Raw genomic sequence first — 16,876 nt, 5'->3', positions numbered from 1 at the left:
AACGCCTGTTTGCCATTGGCGACCAGGTCAAAGGATTACATGACCCGCTACCGGTAGCAGGTCCAGGCAGAGGAACAATAATAAATGCAAGCCGACTTCTGGAATGACAAGCGCCCTGCGGGCGTGCCTTCCACCATCGATATCCATGCCTATACCTCTGTCGTCGAGGTGTTCGAACGCTCCTGCAAGCGCTTTGCCGACCGCCCGGCGTTCAGCAACCTCGGCGTCACCCTGACCTACGCGGCGCTGGAGCGCCAGTCGGCGGCCTTCGCAGCCTGGCTGCAGCACAATACCGACCTGGCCCCGGGCGATCGCATCGCCGTGCAGATGCCCAACGTGCTGCAGTACCCGATCGCCGTGTTCGGTGCGTTGCGCGCGGGCCTGATCGTGGTCAACACCAACCCGTTGTACACCGAGCGTGAAATGCGCCACCAGTTCAAGGACGCCGGCGCCCGTGCCCTGGTGTACCTGAACATGTTCGGCAAGCGCGTGCAGGAAGTGCTGCCCGATACCGGCATCGAATACCTCATCGAAGCAAAGATGGGCGACCTGTTGCCCACCGCCAAGGGCTGGCTGGTCAACACCGTGGTCGACAAAGTGAAGAAGATGGTGCCGGCCTATCAATTGCCCCAGGCGGTGTCGTTCAAGCAGGTGCTGCGTGAGGGCCGTTCGCTGAGCCACAAACCGGTGCCGCTGAGCCTCGACGACATCGCCGTGTTGCAATACACCGGTGGCACCACTGGCCTGGCCAAGGGCGCCATGCTCACCCACGCCAACCTGGTGGCCAACATGCTCCAGGTGCTGGCGTGTTTCTCGCAGCACGGGCCAGACGGGCAGAAGATGATCAAGGAAGGCCAGGAGGTGATGATCGCGCCGCTGCCGCTGTACCACATCTACGCGTTTACCGCGAACTGCATGTGCATGATGGTCACAGGCAACCACAACGTGCTGATTACCAACCCACGCGACATCGCCGGCTTCGTCAAGGAGCTGGGCAAGTGGCGTTTTTCCGGCCTGCTGGGGCTCAATACCTTGTTCGTCGCGCTGATGGACCATCCAGGCTTCAGGCAACTGGACTTTTCCGCGCTGAAGGTCACCAACTCTGGCGGCACCGCGCTGGTCAAGGCCACCGCCGAGCGCTGGGAGAGCCTCACGGGCTGCCGTATCGTCGAAGGCTACGGCCTGACCGAGACGTCGCCGGTAGCCAGCACCAACCCCTATGGCCAGCTGGCGCGCCTGGGCACGGTAGGCATCCCGGTGGCAGGCACGGCGTTCAAGGTGATCGACGACGATGGCAACGAGCTGCCGCTGGGCGAGCGGGGCGAGCTGTGCATCAAGGGCCCGCAGGTGATGAAGGGCTACTGGCAACAACCGGAGGCCACGGCGCAGACCCTGGACGCCCAGGGCTGGCTGAAGACCGGCGACATCGCGGTGATCGACCCCGATGGTTTCACCCGTATCGTCGACCGCAAGAAGGACATGATCATCGTCTCGGGCTTCAATGTGTACCCCAACGAGATCGAGGACGTGATCATGGCCCATCCGCAAGTCGCCAGTTGCGCCGCCATCGGCGTACCCGACGAGCGCTCTGGCGAGGCGGTGAAACTGTTCGTGGTGCCGCGTGAGGGCGGGGTCAGCGTGGATGAGCTTAAAGCTTACTGCAAGGCCAACTTCACCGGTTACAAGGTGCCCAAGCACATTGTGCTGCGCGACTCGCTGCCGATGACACCGGTGGGCAAGATTCTGCGGCGCGAGCTGCGTGACATTGCCTGAAAAGGCTGCAAATACGCCTCTAGAGCGGGCCTTTCGGCCCGTTTTGCGACATTTTGGATAATTACTCTAAAAATGACCTGTATTGTTCATTGAGTCATTTTTGTGACCGTAAGGCCTGTTTTGGCCTCTAGGCGACCCCTGGCAAAGCTGTTACTCTCGGGCCGCTTTCAGATGATCCGGTTTGCAATGAGCCGTCATCACATATCAATAATAAGCGCATCGACGCGTGAATCGAACTTCGCTGTTGCTGAAGGAGTGGGCTTCCATGATCGAACATTTTTGGAAGGATAAATACCCAGCCGGGATTACGGCGGAAATCAATCCTGACGAATTCCCCAATATCCAGGCGGTACTCAAGCAATCCTGCCAACGCTTTGCCGACAAACCGGCCTTTAGCAACCTGGGCAAGACTATCACCTATGGCGAACTGTATGCGCTGTCGGGGGCATTTGCCGCCTGGCTGCAGCAGCACACCGACCTGAAACCGGGTGATCGCATTGCCGTGCAACTGCCCAATGTCCTGCAATACCCGGTAGCGGTATTCGGTGCCATGCGTGCAGGGCTGATCGTGGTCAACACCAACCCGCTGTACACCGCGCGGGAGCTGGAGCACCAGTTCAACGACTCCGGCGCCAAGGCGCTGGTGTGCCTGGCCAACATGGCCCACCTGGCTGAAAAAGTGCTGCCCAAGACCCAGGTCAAGCATGTCATCGTCACCGAAGTGGCCGACCTGCTGCCGCCGCTCAAGCGCCTGCTGATCAACAGTGTCATCAAGTACGTGAAGAAGATGGTGCCGGCCTACAACCTGCCGCGTGCCGTGCGCTTCAACGACGCCCTGGCACTGGGCAAGGGCCAGCCGGTTACCGAAGCCAACCCGCAAGGCAGCGACGTCGCGGTGCTGCAATACACTGGCGGTACCACGGGCGTGGCCAAGGGCGCGATGCTGAGCCACCGCAACCTGGTGGCCAACATGCTGCAGTGCCGGGCGCTGATGGGCTCGAACCTGCATGAAGGTTGCGAGATCCTGATCACGCCGCTGCCGCTGTACCACATCTATGCCTTCACCTTCCATTGCATGGCGATGATGCTGATCGGCAACCACAACGTGCTCATCAGCAACCCGCGTGATTTGCCGGCGATGGTCAAAGAGCTGGGCAAGTGGAAATTCAGCGGCTTCGTCGGCCTCAACACCTTGTTCGTCGCCCTGTGCAACAACGAGGGGTTCCGCGCCCTGGACTTCTCGGCGCTGAAAATCACCTTGTCTGGCGGCATGGCCCTGCAACTGAGCGTGGCCGAGCGCTGGAAGGCCGTGACCGGGTGTGCCATCTGCGAAGGTTACGGCATGACCGAAACCAGCCCGGTGGCTGCGGTCAACCCGTCCGAGGCCAACCAGGTCGGCACCATCGGTATCCCGGTGCCCTCGACGCTGTGCAAGGTCATCGACGACAGTGGCAATGAACTGCCGCTGGGCGAGGTGGGTGAACTGTGCATCAAAGGCCCGCAAGTGATGAAGGGCTACTGGCAGCGCGAGGACGCCACCGCCGAGATCCTCGACAGCCAAGGCTGGCTCAAGACCGGTGACATCGCGTTGATTCAGCCGGACGGTTACATGCGCATCGTCGACCGCAAGAAGGACATGATCCTGGTCTCAGGTTTCAATGTGTACCCCAACGAGCTGGAAGACGTGCTCGCCGGCTTGCCCGGTGTGCTGCAGTGCGCGGCCATTGGTGTGCCGGACGAGAAGTCGGGTGAAGTGATCAAGATGTTCATCGTGGTCAAGCCGGGCATGACCGTGACCAAGGAGCAGGTGATGGAGCACATGCGTGCCAACGTCACCGGTTACAAGGTGCCGCGCTACATCGAGTTCCGCGATACGTTGCCGACCACCAACGTGGGCAAGATCCTGCGCCGTGAATTGCGTGACGAAGAGCTGAAGAAGCAAGGCCTCAAAAAGATCGCCTAACCCACGCAGCGATCGATGTAGGAGCGGCCTTGCGTCGCGAAAGGGCCGCAAAGCGGCCCCGACGATCTATGCGGCGAAGCTGAAATCTAGGGCCGCTACGCGCCCCTTTCGCGACGCAAGGCCGCTCCTACACCAGCACGCGCGTCGATCAGCGCAGTTTTTCAAGCATCTGGTAGTACCACATTCCCGCCGCCAACAGCGGATTCCCCAGCAGTTCCCCCATTGGCACCCGCACATGCTTGCACTGGGCAAAGGTGTCGAACTTCTGCAGAGTCCCGGTCAGCGCTTCGGCCATGATCTCGCCCATGATGTGGCTGGTGGCAATGCCATGCCCGGAATAGCCCTGGCAGTACCAGACATTGTCCGAGAGCTTGCCCAGTTGCGGGATGCGATTGACCACGATACCCATGGCGCAGCTCCACTGGAACTCGATCGGTACCCCTTTGAGCGCCGGGAAGGTGCGCTCGATGCACGGGCGCAGCTCTGCTTCGATATCGCGTGAGTCGCGCCCGGAATAGTTGGCGCCGCCGCCAAACAGCAAGCGCTTGTCGGCGGTCAGGCGGTAATAGTCGAGGACAAAACGGCAGTCGTATACCGCCAGGTCCTGCGGGTTGATCTGCTCGGCCAGCTCGCCCAACGGTGCGGTGGTGACGATGCCGCCCATGGCCGGGAAGATCTTGCCCTTGAGCTTGCGCTGTTCCAGCTTGTGATAGACATCGCCCGCCAGCATCACCTGGCGGGCTTCGATCCGCCCCTGGGCTGTCACTACTGCCGGGCGCGGGCCGTGGACGATGTCCAGCACCTCTGAGTTTTCAAAGATCAGTGCCCCCAGGCTATGGGCGGCACGCGCCTCGCCCAGGCACAGGTTGAGCGGGTGCAGGTGCAGGTTGCGTCGGTTCTTCAATGCACCCAGGTACAGCGGGCTTTGCAGGTGCTGGGCCATGGCGTTACGGTCGAGCATCTGCACCTGGTCGCCCATGCCGCGACGCTGGGCTTCGGCCTCGAACCCGCGCAGCTCGTTCAGGTGCGACGGTTTCATCGCCGCATGCAGGTGGCCGCGCTTGAGGTCGCAGTCGATACCGTAGCGGGCCACCCGTTGCTCGATGACCTGGTGCCCGCGCCAACGCAGGTGCCAGATGAAATCATCCACCTCGCTGCCCAGGCGGTTGCGCATCTGTGTACGCATGGCTTCGTCGCCCGACAAGCTGCCGGTCACCTGCCCGCCATTGCGCCCGCTGGCACCCCAGCCGATGCGGTTGGTTTCGACGATAGCCACTTTAAGGCCGCGCTCGGCCAACTCCACGGCAGTGGCCACGCCGGTGAACCCACCGCCGATGATCGCCACGTCTACCTGCTCGGTGCCCTTGAGGGTCGGGTACTGCGTATGGTCATTCAGGGTGGCGTTGTAATAGGACGGCGCACGTTGGGCCGGCCCCTGGTTCAGTGCTGCGTTCATGGGTGTTCCTTGTTATGAATGGGGCTCAAGCCTGGTGCAGGTACCAGCGCCAGTCCTGCTCGCTGACTTCGGCCATGAACTGGCGGTACTCGGCGCGCTTGACCTTCAGGTACACGCCGAGGAAGTCCGCGCCCAGTGCTTCGCGCGCCCAGTCCGAATGCTGCAGGGCATCCAGGGCGGTCAGCCAGTCGGTGGGCAGGTGCTCGGTGGCCTGGGCGTAGCCGTTGCCTTCAACGGGGGCGCCAGGGTCCAGCTGTTCGCGAATACCTCGGTGGCTGGCGGCGAGGATTGCCGCTGCCGCCAGGTACGGGTTGGCATCGGCGCCGCAGATGCGGTGCTCCACGTGCCGGCTGTTGGCCGGGCCGCCTGGTACCCGCAGGCTGACCGTGCGGTTGTCGACCCCCCAGGTCGGCGCAAGTGGCGCGTAGCTGTTGGCCTGGAAGCGGCGGAACGAGTTGGCGTTGGGGCAGAACAACAACAGCGAATCGCGCAGGTGGCGCAGCATGCCGGCCACCGCTTGGCGCAACAGTGGCGTGCCGGCCTTGTCTTCGCTGGCGAACAGGTTGTTGCCGGCGCTGTCGGCCAGGCTCAGGTGCATGTGCATGCCGGTGCCGGCCAGTTGCGCGAAGGGTTTGGCCATGAAGCAGGCCTGCATGCCATGGGCATGGGCCACGCCTTTGACCAGGCGCTTGTAGCGTACGGCCTGGTCCATTGCCGCCAGGGCATCGCCGTGCTCAAGGGTGATTTCCACCTGGCCGGGTGCATACTCGGAGATCGCCGTGCGGGCCGGAATACCCTGGGCCTTGCAGGCAGCGTAGAGGTCGGCGAGAAACGGCTCGATCTGCTCAAGCTCACGCAGGCCATACACCTGGGTGCTGCGTGGGCGGCCGCCGTCGTTGTCCAGGGCAGGCTGCGGTCGGCCCTGGGCATCACGCTTCTGGTCGAGCAGGTAGAACTCCAGCTCGCAGGCCATCACCGGGTGGTAGCCGTCAGCCTTGAGTGCATCGATGGTGCGCAGCAGCACATGGCGCGGGTCGGCAATGCTGGCCGGCAGGCCCTCGCTGGGGTGCATGCTGACCTGCACTGCGGCGGTCGGTACGCGCCGCCACGGCAGGCGTACCAGGCTGCCCTCCAGCGGGTAGGCGCGGCAGTCGATGTCGCCGACATCCCAGACCAGGCCTGAGTTTTCGACGTCATCGCCGTTGAGGGTCAGGCCCATGATGGTGCTGGGCAGCGGGCGACCGGTCTGGTACACCGCCAGCAGTTCCTCGCGGTGCAGCAGCTTGCCGCGGGGTACACCGTTGGCGTCGAGGATGAACAGTTCGATCAGCTCGATATCGGGGTTGTCGGCCAGGAACTGGCTGGCGTGTTCGGGGTTTGCAAAGTGCATGTCGGATTCGCTCATGGGCGCACATGACCGCCGCGGGCAACCGTGGGGTCAAACTGAAACGATCGGCCAGCAGCGGGCCGGGTCTGGTCAGTGATGCGTGAGCGAAGTATCCGGTGGGCGTGCGTGGCGACAGTGCCACAAGGCCCAGAACGCGAGGATGATGTGCACCAGCGGATTTTCACCGGCACGGGTCCGGGCCTTCGGGAGCGAAGGGCGGGACTGCGGGGGCACGGTGAACGGGGCAGGGATCATGCCTTTGATACTCACATGCGGCGTAAGGTTGATTAAAGCAGTGAATGGCAACCTTTACATCGGTGTCGGCTAAACATTTGCGGCGAGGTGCTGGGTGCAGGAGCCAGCAGAGAACGGGCAAATCTGCGACAATTGCGCCTCTTCAAATGCCGATCATGAAAAAGCAGGCCCACCTGCATCACTAAAAAGCCCCATGACAGATCAAGCCATCGACCAGCTCCTGAAAAACCTCGACCACGCCATGATCGCCGACCGCCATCGTCTGCGTCGGCAACTGCATGAGCTGCGCAAGCGCCCCGACGAGGCCAAGCTCGCCCAGTGGGCGGAAAAGGTCCAGGCCTCCTGCGCCCAGGTCACCGCGCGCCAGCAAAGCGTGCCGACCGTGCGCTACGACGACAGCCTGCCCATTGCAGCCAAGCGTGACGAGATCAAAAAGGCGCTGGCCGAGCACCAGGTGCTGGTCATCGCCGGTGAGACCGGCTCGGGCAAGACCACCCAGTTGCCGAAGATCTGCCTTGAGCTGGGGCGCGGCAGCCATGGCCTGATTGCCCATACCCAGCCACGCCGGATTGCTGCGCGCAGCGTCGCCGCCCGTGTCGCCGAAGAACTCGGCACGCCGCTTGGTGGGCTGGTTGGTTACCAGGTGCGTTTCGAGGACCAGAGTGATTCCAACACCCTGGTCAAGCTGATGACCGACGGCATCCTGCTGGCTGAAACCCAGCACGACCGCTTTCTCGAACGCTACGACACGATCATCGTCGACGAAGCCCACGAACGCAGCCTCAACATCGACTTCCTGCTCGGCTACCTCAAGACCCTGTTGCACCGCCGCCCGGACCTGAAGCTGATCATCACCTCGGCGACCATCGACCTCGAGCGTTTCTCCAAGCACTTCGACGGTGCACCTATCATTGAAGTCTCCGGGCGCACCTTCCCGGTAGAAACCTGGTACCGCCCGCTGACCAGCGAGCAGGACGAGGAAGGCAACCAGATCGAGGATGACCTCACCGTCGACCAGGCCATCCTCGCCACCCTGGATGAACTGGCGCAACACGAGCGCAGCCAGGGCAAGGGGCCGGGTGATGTCTTGATCTTCTTGCCGGGTGAGCGGGAAATCCGCGACGCGGCCGAGATCCTGCGCAAGGCGCAACTGCGCCATACCGAGATTCTGCCGCTGTATGCACGCCTGTCACCCGCCGAGCAGCAGCGCATTTTCCAGTCGCATACCGGGCGCCGGGTGATCCTGGCCACCAACGTTGCCGAGACCTCGCTGACGGTGCCGGGCATTCGCTACGTGATCGACACCGGCACCGCCCGCATCAGCCGCTACAGCTACCGGGCCAAGGTCCAGCGCCTGCCGATCGAGGCGGTATCCCAGGCCAGTGCCAACCAGCGTAAAGGCCGTTGCGGCCGGGTCGAGCCTGGCATCTGCGTGCGCCTGTACAGCGAAGAGGATTTCAACGGCCGGCCGGCGTTCACCGACCCGGAGATTCTGCGCACCAACCTGGCGGCGGTGATCCTGCAGATGCTGCACCTGCGCCTGGGTGCGATCGATGCGTTCCCGTTCATCGAGCCGCCGGATGGCAAGGCTATCAGCGATGGTTTCAACCTGTTGCAGGAGCTCTCGGCGGTCAACCGCGAAAACCAGTTGACCCCGCTCGGGCGGCAACTGGCGCGTTTGCCCATCGACCCACGGTTAGGCCGCATGCTGCTTGAAGGCGCCCGTCAGGGCAGCCTGCAGGAAGTGTTGATCGTCACCAGTGCGCTGTCGGTGCAAGACCCGCGTGAGCGGCCGCCGGAGCGCCAGCAGGCGGCCGACCAGGCGCATGCCCAGTGGAAGGACGTCGACTCCGACTTCGCCGCGCTGGTCAATTTGTGGCGGGGCTTCGAGGAGCAGCGCCAGGCGTTGACTGCCAGCCCGCTGCGCAACTGGTGCCGTAAGAGTTTCCTCAATTACCTGCGCCTGCGCGAATGGCGTGACGCCCACCGCCAGTTGGCGCTGATCTGCCGTGACCTGCAATTGACGGTCAACAAGGAACCGTCCGATTACCAACGGATGCACAAGGCAATCCTCAGCGGCCTGCTCAGCCAGATCGGCCAGAAGACCGAGGAGGGCGATTACCAAGGTGCCCGCCAACGGCGCTTCTGGGTCCACCCGTCCTCGGGGTTGGGCCGCAAGCGTCCGCAGTGGGTGATGGCCGCCGAGCTGGTGGAAACCACCAAGCTGTATGCGCGCATGGTCGCCCGCATCGAGCCCGACTGGATCGAGCCGCTGGCGGCCCACCTGGTCAAGAAGAACCACTTCGAACCGCATTGGGAGAAGAAGCGCGGGCAGGTGGTGGCGTACGAGCAGATCACCTTGTACGGGCTGATTCTGGTTGGCCGCCGCCCGGTGCACTTCGGCCCGATCGACCCGGTGACATCGCGGGAGCTGTTCATTCGCGAGGGGCTGGTGGGCGGCGAAATCCAGTCGCGGGCCAAGTGCCTGTCGGCCAACAAGCGCCTGCTCGAACAGCTCGACGAACTGGAGGCCAAGGCCCGCCGGCGCGACATTCTGGCCGACGAAGAGACCCTCTACGCCTTCTACGAAGCGCGCCTGCCCGAGGACATCCACCAGACCGCGACCTTCGATGCCTGGTACCGCATGACCAGCCAGAAGGACGCCAACCTGCTGATCATGCGCGAGGAAGACGTGCTGGCCCGTGAGGCCAGCGAAGTCACCGCAGCGCAGTACCCGGACAGCCTGCAGGTGGGGGACTTGCGCCTGTCGTTGAGCTACCACTTCGAACCGGGCCACCCGCGCGACGGCGTGACGGTGCGGGTACCGGCACCGCTGTTGCCGAGCCTGCCGGGCGAGCGCCTGGAGTGGCTGGTGCCGGGCCTGCTCGAAGCCAAGTGCGTGGCGCTGGTGCGCAACCTGCCCAAGGCGCTGCGCAAGAATTTCGTGCCGGTGCCGGACTTCGTCAAAGCTTCGCTGGCCCGCATGACTTTCGGCCAGGGCGCGCTGCCCCAGGCGTTGGGCCAGGAGCTGCTGCGCATGACCGGTGCACGTGTTTCCGACGAGGCCTGGGCAGAATCTGTCAGCCTGGTCGAAGGCCACCTGCGGATGAACATCGAAGTGGTCGATGCCCAGGGCAAGTTCCTTGGCGAAGGCCGCGACCTGGCCGAGTTGACCGCGCGCTTCGCCGCTGCCAGCCAGGCCGCGCTGGCGGTGCCACGCAGCGAACACGCCGAACGGCCGGTGCAGGCGAAGGCGTTCAGCGAAGTGGCGCAGACCACCCAGCAGAAGATCGCCGGTCTGTCGATGACCGTGTACCCGGCGCTGGTGGAGGAAAACGGCACTGTTCGCGAAGGGCGTTTCTCGACCCAGGCCGAAGCCGAGTTCCAGCACCGCCGCGCCTTGCAGCGCCTGTTGTTGCAGCAGTTGGCAGAGCCTGCCAAGTTTTTGCGCGGCAAGCTGCCCGGGCTGACCGAACTGGGCTTGCTGTACCGCGAGCTGGGCCGTGTCGAGGCGCTGGTCGAAGACATTCTGCTGGCCAGCCTGGACAGCTGCATCCTTGAAGGCGAACAGCCGCTGCCCCGTGACGGCGCGGCCTTGGCCGGGCTGGCTGAGCGCAAGCGTGGCAGTTGGGCCGAGCATGCCGAGCGCCTGGCGCGCCTGACCCTGGAGGTGCTCAAGCTGTGGCATGGCCTGCAGAAGCGCTTCAAGGGCAAGATCGACCTGAGCCAGGCGGTGGCGCTGAACGACATCAAGCAACAATTGGCCAACCTGGTGTACCCGGGCTTCGTGCGCGAAACCCCGGGTGCCTGGTTCAAGGAGCTGCCGCGTTACCTCAAGGCCGTGGAGCTGCGCCTGGAGAAGCTGGGCTCGCAGGTGCAGAAGGATCGCGTCTGGAGCGGCGAGCTGGCCAACCTCTGGGCCCAGTACAAGAAACGCGCCGACAAGCACGCCCAGGAGGGCAAGCGCGATGAGCAACTGACGTTGTACCGCTGGTTGCTGGAAGAATACCGGGTGTCGTTGTTCGCGCAGCAGCTGGGGACGAAAGTGCCGATTTCTGACAAGCGATTGAGCAAACAGTGGAGCCAGGTGGAAGGCTAACTGCCTTGATTTGTGGCACACTTCAAGGCGTTTGGGGGCCGCATTGCGGCCCTTCGCGGGTAAACCCGCGCCCACAAGGGCGCGGCCCTCGCCTTTGAATTGGCACTAAAGTGCCATTATTCAGTCATGTTTCCAGCCAGCGCCCCGTGGCGATGGCCTTTGACCAGAGGAACGACCGTGCATAACGTCGTGATCAGCGGCACCGGCCTGTATACCCCGGCCCAGAGCATTTCCAACGAAGAACTGGTGGAGTCCTTCAATACCTGGTCGCAGCAGTTCAACCGCGACAACGCCGCCGCCATCGAGCGCGGTGAGATCGAGGCAGAGCCGCTGTCCGACGCTGCTTTCATCGAAAAGGCCTCGGGCATCAAGAGCCGCTTCGTGCTGGACAAGGCCGGCATTCTCGACCCGCAACGCATGAAACCGCGCCTGCCAGAACGCTCCAATGACGAGCCGTCGGTTCTGTGCGAAATGGCCGTGGCCGCAGCGCGCCAGGCACTGGAACGTGCAGGCCGCACCGCTGCCGATGTCGATGGCGTGATCGTCGCCTGCTCCAACCTGCAGCGCCCGTATCCAGCCATTGCCATCGAAGTGCAAAAGGAACTGGGCATCGAGGGCTTCGCCTTCGACATGAACGTGGCCTGCTCGTCAGCCACCTTCGGCATCCAGACCGCCGCCAACAGTGTGCAACTGGGCCAGGCGCGTTCGGTGCTGATGGTCAACCCCGAGGTCTGCACCGGGCACCTGAACTTCCGCGACCGCGACAGCCACTTCATCTTCGGCGATGCCGCCACTGCGGTGCTGATCGAGCGGGCCGACCTGGCCACGTCCAAGCACCAGTTCGAGATTGTCAGCAGCAAGTTGTGGACGGGGTTCTCCAACAACATCCGCAACAACTTCGGCTTCCTCAACCGCGCGGCGGAGGAGGGTGAAGGGGCGGCAGACAAACTGTTCATCCAGGAAGGGCGCAAGGTGTTCCGTGAAGTGTGCCCGAAGGTCGCTGAGCTGATCGGTGAGCACCTGGAGGCGAACGACCTGCAGCCGAGCGACGTCAAGCGCTTCTGGCTGCACCAGGCCAACCTGAGCATGAACCACCTGATCGTCAAGAAGCTGCTGGGGCGTGAAGCCACCGAGGAAGAAGCACCGGTGATTCTGGACCGTTATGCCAACACCAGTTCGGCAGGGTCGGTGATTGCCTTCCACCTGTACCAGGATGACCTGGCCGAGGGGGCGGTGGGCGTGCTGAGCTCGTTTGGTGCGGGGTATTCGGTGGGGAGTGTGATTCTGCGCAAGCGCTAGGTTTTTGTAAGGACCTGTACCGGCCCCTTCGCGGTTTTACCCGCGAAGGGGCCGGCGCATTTCTGGCAGACGAAAAAAGGCAGGAAATGCCGGATGGGGTCGGCATTTCCCGCCTTGAGTGAAACAGAGAAGCGGTTGCTTAGAACTTGGCTTCCAGGTCGACCTGCAGCGTATCGACATCCGCATTGCTGTTCGGCAACTGCGACAGATCGGTCTTGGCCATCAGGTAAGCCGCACCCAGCGAGAAGTTCTTGTCGATTTCGTAACCGACCTTGAACTTGTGCCCGCGCGAACCGGTGAAGCCGTTGCCGAAGTCGGAGTCGGTAAACAGGCTGACCACGGCGTTGCGCTGAACATCGCGGTAGTTGTAGTCCAGGCTCCAGGCGCCAACCTTGGTCTTCAGACCGGCCAGCCAGGCCTGGTCTTCACCGTCGGTGCTCTCGGTGTTTTTCACGTACTGGCCGTAGGCCGACAGCGGGATGGCGAAGCCGGTGAAGTCCAGCTGGCCGAAGCCTTCCACCAGGTTGAACTCGTTGGTGGTGTTGCCGAACGACTGCAGAATGGCCGCTTCCTTGTCGTTGTCGTAGCCATAGATGCTCGCACCCACGGTGACCTTCAGCACGTCGGCGGGGGCGAACTTGGCACCCAGCTGGCCGTGGTAGACCTGCGCGTCATGCTTGTACTGCACACCGTCGCCGTCGACGTTGTCCTTGAGGGTGTACTGGCCCGCACTGGCGAACACTTCGGCGCCGCCCAGGTCGGCCTTGTAAGTCGCTGCTACGCCTTCGGGGTTGATATCGCTGTCCCAGATGATATCGCCCATGCTCACCCATGGCTGGGGCATCTTGCCGCCGATCAGGTGCAAGTTCGGCACCGCCGTCGGGTGCCAGTCGAGGTAGGCCAGGTCGACCCACAGCGACTTCTTGTCGAAGTAGTTGTCAAGGCTCTGGTTGGTGGAGCGGCGGTCGGCGCTGCTGCCGGTGGCGATGCGTACGCCTGCATCGACTTGCGGGTTGATCTCGCTGTAGAAGCCGACACGGGCACGAACGCGCTGGCGGTCCTGGTTGCCGCTGCTGCTGTTCGGCTCGTCGACGTTGACGTCTTCGTAGCGCAGGCGCACATCACCCTTGATCTGGGTCTTGGCGGCCCATGCCACTTTCTGTTCAAAGGAACTCATACGTTCGGACTGAGCTTTCTGGTCGGCCTTTTCCTTGGTCTCTTTTGCCAGATCGCCTTGCAGTTCGTTGTACTGCGCCTGGTTGATCGAGCCATTGGCGCGGAGCATTTCGAGCAACTTGGCGTCGACAGCAGCACTGGCCGGAGTACTCAGAGCCAGCATCATGCCGGTGAGGCTCACTCCGGTAAGTGTGGAAACAAGACGCATAAGGTTCTCCCTACTGAAAAAAATGGGGGAGGCTCAGCGCCCGCCCCTGTGTTGGCATGTCTTCGGAAAGGGCCTGAATAGACAGGTTCTGGGGTTCCGGAAAACAGGCGCAAGTATTGCGAGGGGGGATTACAGATTAATGTCGAATTAGTGGCACTGTTGTTAAGCCATCGGGCATGAATGAGTTGGCCGGGCGATCGTCATTTGAGTGATGGGCCCTTCTTCCGGGATACTGAGTGCCTCAAGAAAGCGAGTCGAAACCGTGACCAGCCTGTACAGCCTTGCTCATCTGCGTGATCTTCCGGCGGCCACCTGGGATGCCCTGGTGCCCGCTGGCCAGCCATTTCTGCGCCACGCCTTCCTCACTGCCCTGGAGGACAGCGCCAGCGTTGCACCGTCGACCGGCTGGGCGGCCGAGCACTTGGTGCTGGAACGGGAAGGGCAGGTGCGCGCGGTCATGCCGGCCTACCGCAAGTGGCATTCGTTTGGCGAGTATGTGTTCGACCACGGCTGGGCTGATGCCTGTGAGCGGGCAGGCATCGCCTATTACCCCAAGTTGCTCGGCGCGGTGCCGTTCAGCCCGGTCAGCGGCCCGCGCCTGCTGGCTGCCGACCCCGCCGACGGCCTGCTGGTGTTGCAAGCGCTACCCGAATACCTGGGCAAGGGCGGGCTTTCTGGTGCGCACATCAACTTCACCGACCCGGCCCTGGACCAACAGATGGCCAGCTTGCCAGGCTGGATGGAGCGCCTTGGTTGCCAGTTTCACTGGCGTAACCGCGGTTATCGAGACTTCCAGGATTTCCTCGACACGCTCAGCTCGCGCAAGCGCAAGCAGATGCGCAAGGAGCGCGAACAGGTGGCCGGGCAGGGCATCGACTTCCAGTGGTACCGGGGGGAGCAACTGACGGAGGCGCAGTGGGATTTTGTCTACCTGTGCTACGCCAACACGTATGCGGTACGCAGGCGCGCCCCGTACCTGACCCGTGAATTCTTCAGCCTGCTGGCCGAGCGCATGCCCGAGGCACTGCGGGTGGTGATGGCGAGGCAGGGTGGGCGTGACGTGGCCATGGCCCTGAGCCTGGTGGGCGACGACAGCCTGTATGGCCGTTACTGGGGGTGCCTGGATGAATTCGACCGGCTGCACTTCGAGACCTGCTTCTACCAGGGCATGGACTTTGCCATTGCTGAAGGCTTGCAGCGCTTTGATGCGGGGGCCCAGGGCGAGCACAAGCTGATCCGTGGGTTCGAGCCGGTGCTGACGCGGTCGTGGCATTACCTGTTGCACCCGGGGTTGCGGCGGGCGGTCGAGGGGTTCTTGTTGCAGGAGCGCGAAGGGGTGCGGGGGTATGCCGAGGAGGCGCGGGGGATGTTGCCCTACCGCAGGGATTGAAACCTGCCTCGGCTGCACCGGCCGGGTTCAATCCACCCCGACGAACCCCCCGGTCTGGTGATGCCACAACCGCGCATACAACCCTTGTTGCGCCAGCAGTTCACTGTGGCTGCCGCTTTCGACGATATGCCCCTTGTCCAGCACTACCAGGCGGTCCATCCGGGCAATGGTTGAAAGCCGGTGCGCGATAGCGATTACCGTCTTGCCTTGCATCAGGGTCTCCAGGCTTTCCTGGATCGCTGCCTCGACCTCCGAGTCCAGCGCCGAGGTGGCCTCGTCCATGATCAGGATCGGCGCATTCTTCAGCAGCACCCGCGCAATGGCGATACGTTGGCGCTGGCCGCCAGACAGCTTGACCCCACGCTCGCCCACATGGGCATCGAAGCCGGTACGCCCCTGGGCGTCGGACAGCTGTGGTATGAACTCGTCGGCGCGGGCACGGCGCACCGCTTCGTGCAGTGCCGCTTCGCTGGCCTCGGGGCGGCCGTACAGCAAGTTGTCACGGATCGAGCGGTGCAACAGCGAGGTGTCCTGGGTGATCATGCCGATTTGTGCGCGCAGGCTGGCCTGGCTCACTTCGGCGATGTCCTGGCCATCGATCAGGATGCGCCCGCCCTGCACGTCGTACAGGCGTAGCAGCAGGTTGACCAGGGTCGATTTGCCCGCGCCTGACGGGCCGATCAGGCCAATCTTCTCGCCCGGGCGAATGTCCAGGTTGAGCCCCTCGATCACGTTGCTGGCCTTGCCGTAGTGGAAGTCCACGTCGTCGAAGTGCACCGCGCCACGGCTTACCTTCAGCGCAGGCGCATTGGGCTTGTCGGTGACGGTAACCGGCTGGGCGATGGTCTGCAGGCCGTCCTGGACCATGCCGATGTTCTCGAAGATGCCGTTGACCACCCACATGATCCAGCCCGACATGTTGACGATGCGGATCACCAGGCCAGTGGTCAGGGCGATTGCGCCCACGGTGATCAGCGACTGGCTCCACAGCCACAGCGCCAGGCCCGTGGTGCCGACCACCAGCAAGCCGTTGAGGGTGGTGATGACCACGTCCATGCTGGTGATGACGCGGGAGGCCAGCTGGGTTTTCTCGGTCTGTTCGCGGATCGCCTCGCGGGCGTACTGCTGCTCGTAATCGGTGTGGGCGAACAGCTTCAGGGTGGCGATGTTGGTGTAGCCGTCGACGATGCGCCCCATCAGCTTGGAGCGTGCGTCGGACGAAATCACCGAGCGCGCCTTGACCCGGGGCACGAAGTAGAACAGCGCGCCGATGTAGCAGGCGATCCACGCCAGCAGTGGCAGCATCAGGCGCCAGTCGGCCTCGGCGAACAGCACCAGTGCACTGACGGCGTAGATCAGGACGTGCCACAGCGCATCCACCGCCTGTACCGCCGAATCACGCAGCGAGTTGCCGGTCTGCATGATGCGCTGGGCAATGCGCCCGGCGAAATCGCTCTGGAAGAAATTCAGGCTCTGTTTGAGCACATAGGTGTGGTTTTGCCAGCGGATCATGCTGGTCATGCCTGGGTTGATGGTCTGGTGCACCAGCAGGTCGTGCAGGCCGAAGAACAGCGGGCGCAACAGTAGCACCACCACCAGCATCCAGATCAGCTCACCGCTGTGCTCGCTGAAGAAGTTGGCATTGGGCGTGCCCTGGGCCAGGTCGATGATGCGGCTCAGGTAGCTGAACATCGCCACTTCGATCAGCGAGGCAATCAGCCCTACCACCAGCAGGGCGACAAAGCTGGGCCAGACTTGGCGCAGGTAATACAGGTAGAACGGCCACACCGTGCTCGGCGGCGCTTCGCTCGGTGCCTCGCGGAAAATATCGATCAGTCTTTCGAAACGGCGGTACAGCATGGGTGACAAC

General features: G+C 63.1%; 9 protein-coding genes. 5 read left to right on the top strand and 4 right to left on the bottom strand.

The window, feature by feature from the left end; translation table 11 throughout:
* Positions 1 to 84 precede the first annotated feature (84 nt).
* Positions 85 to 1,773 carry a long-chain-fatty-acid--CoA ligase FadD2 gene (gene fadD2, locus HU766_RS14675; RefSeq protein WP_186658104.1) on the top strand — a complete coding sequence of 563 codons (1,689 nt, stop codon included), beginning with the start codon at positions 85 to 87 and terminating at the stop codon, positions 1,771 to 1,773.
* A 265-nt stretch (positions 1,774 to 2,038) separates the two neighbouring features.
* Positions 2,039 to 3,736 (top strand): long-chain-fatty-acid--CoA ligase FadD1, encoded by a 1,698-nt coding sequence (gene fadD1 / locus HU766_RS14670; RefSeq protein ID WP_186658103.1) that lies wholly within the window; start codon positions 2,039 to 2,041, stop codon positions 3,734 to 3,736.
* Between the two features lie 148 nt (positions 3,737 to 3,884).
* Here the strand turns inward: fadD1 and HU766_RS14665 are convergent, their stop codons facing one another.
* On the bottom strand, positions 3,885 to 5,192 hold the full coding sequence (locus HU766_RS14665; RefSeq protein ID WP_186658102.1) for an FAD-binding oxidoreductase: 1,308 nt from the start codon (positions 5,190 to 5,192) through the stop codon (positions 3,885 to 3,887).
* A 25-nt stretch (positions 5,193 to 5,217) separates the two neighbouring features.
* A complete protein-coding gene (locus tag HU766_RS14660) occupies positions 5,218 to 6,582 on the bottom strand; it encodes a glutamine synthetase family protein (RefSeq protein ID WP_033700192.1) in 1,365 nt (454 codons plus the stop codon).
* A gap of 445 nt (positions 6,583 to 7,027) precedes the next feature.
* Between HU766_RS14660 and hrpA the strand changes: the two genes are divergently transcribed.
* Together hrpA and HU766_RS14650 are read left to right on the top strand one after the other, a co-directional pair.
* The gene (hrpA, locus tag HU766_RS14655; protein ID WP_186658101.1) at positions 7,028 to 10,933 is read left to right on the top strand and encodes an ATP-dependent RNA helicase HrpA; all 3,906 of its coding nucleotides are present in this window, start codon (positions 7,028 to 7,030) and stop codon (positions 10,931 to 10,933) included.
* Between the two features lie 177 nt (positions 10,934 to 11,110).
* The gene (locus HU766_RS14650) at positions 11,111 to 12,232 is read left to right on the top strand and encodes a beta-ketoacyl-ACP synthase III (protein ID WP_186658086.1); all 1,122 of its coding nucleotides are present in this window, start codon (positions 11,111 to 11,113) and stop codon (positions 12,230 to 12,232) included.
* Between the two features lie 139 nt (positions 12,233 to 12,371).
* On the opposite strand, the gene HU766_RS14645 is transcribed toward HU766_RS14650, so the two are convergent.
* Entirely contained in the window at positions 12,372 to 13,616 is a 1,245-nt protein-coding gene (locus tag HU766_RS14645; RefSeq protein WP_047583807.1) for a putative porin, read from the bottom strand.
* 262 nt (positions 13,617 to 13,878) lie between these two features.
* On the opposite strand from HU766_RS14645, the gene HU766_RS14640 reads away from it, so the two are divergent.
* Positions 13,879 to 15,006, top strand: a complete 1,128-nt coding sequence (locus tag HU766_RS14640; RefSeq protein WP_186658081.1) for a GNAT family N-acetyltransferase — start codon at positions 13,879 to 13,881, stop codon at positions 15,004 to 15,006.
* Positions 15,007 to 15,033: 27 nt separating this feature from the next.
* On the opposite strand, the gene HU766_RS14635 is transcribed toward HU766_RS14640, so the two are convergent.
* Positions 15,034 to 16,866 (bottom strand): ABC transporter ATP-binding protein, encoded by a 1,833-nt coding sequence (locus tag HU766_RS14635; protein ID WP_033699671.1) that lies wholly within the window; start codon positions 16,864 to 16,866, stop codon positions 15,034 to 15,036.
* Positions 16,867 to 16,876: the final 10 nt, after the last annotated feature.

The sequence above is a fragment of the Pseudomonas sp. SWRI77 genome, assembly GCF_014269105.1.
Taxonomy (GTDB): Bacteria; Pseudomonadota; Gammaproteobacteria; order Pseudomonadales; family Pseudomonadaceae; genus Aquipseudomonas; species Aquipseudomonas capeferrum.
The sequence above is the reverse complement of the archived record's forward strand: the minus strand, read 5'-3'. Positions and strand labels throughout refer to the sequence as shown.

Bases quoted from the DNA above. Each gene is read 5' to 3' on its own strand.
- fadD2 (WP_186658104.1), top strand. From the start codon at position 85: ATGCAAGCCGACTTCTGGAATGACAAGCGCCCTGCGGGCGTGCCTTCC.
- fadD1 (WP_186658103.1), top strand. From the start codon at position 2,039: ATGATCGAACATTTTTGGAAGGATAAATACCCAGCCGGGATTACGGCG.
- HU766_RS14665 (WP_186658102.1), bottom strand. From the start codon at position 5,192: ATGAACGCAGCACTGAACCAGGGGCCGGCCCAACGTGCGCCGTCCTAT.
- HU766_RS14660 (WP_033700192.1), bottom strand. From the start codon at position 6,582: ATGCACTTTGCAAACCCCGAACACGCCAGCCAGTTCCTGGCCGACAAC.
- hrpA (WP_186658101.1), top strand. From the start codon at position 7,028: ATGACAGATCAAGCCATCGACCAGCTCCTGAAAAACCTCGACCACGCC.
- HU766_RS14645 (WP_047583807.1), bottom strand. From the start codon at position 13,616: ATGCGTCTTGTTTCCACACTTACCGGAGTGAGCCTCACCGGCATGATG.
- HU766_RS14635 (WP_033699671.1), bottom strand. From the start codon at position 16,866: ATGCTGTACCGCCGTTTCGAAAGACTGATCGATATTTTCCGCGAGGCA.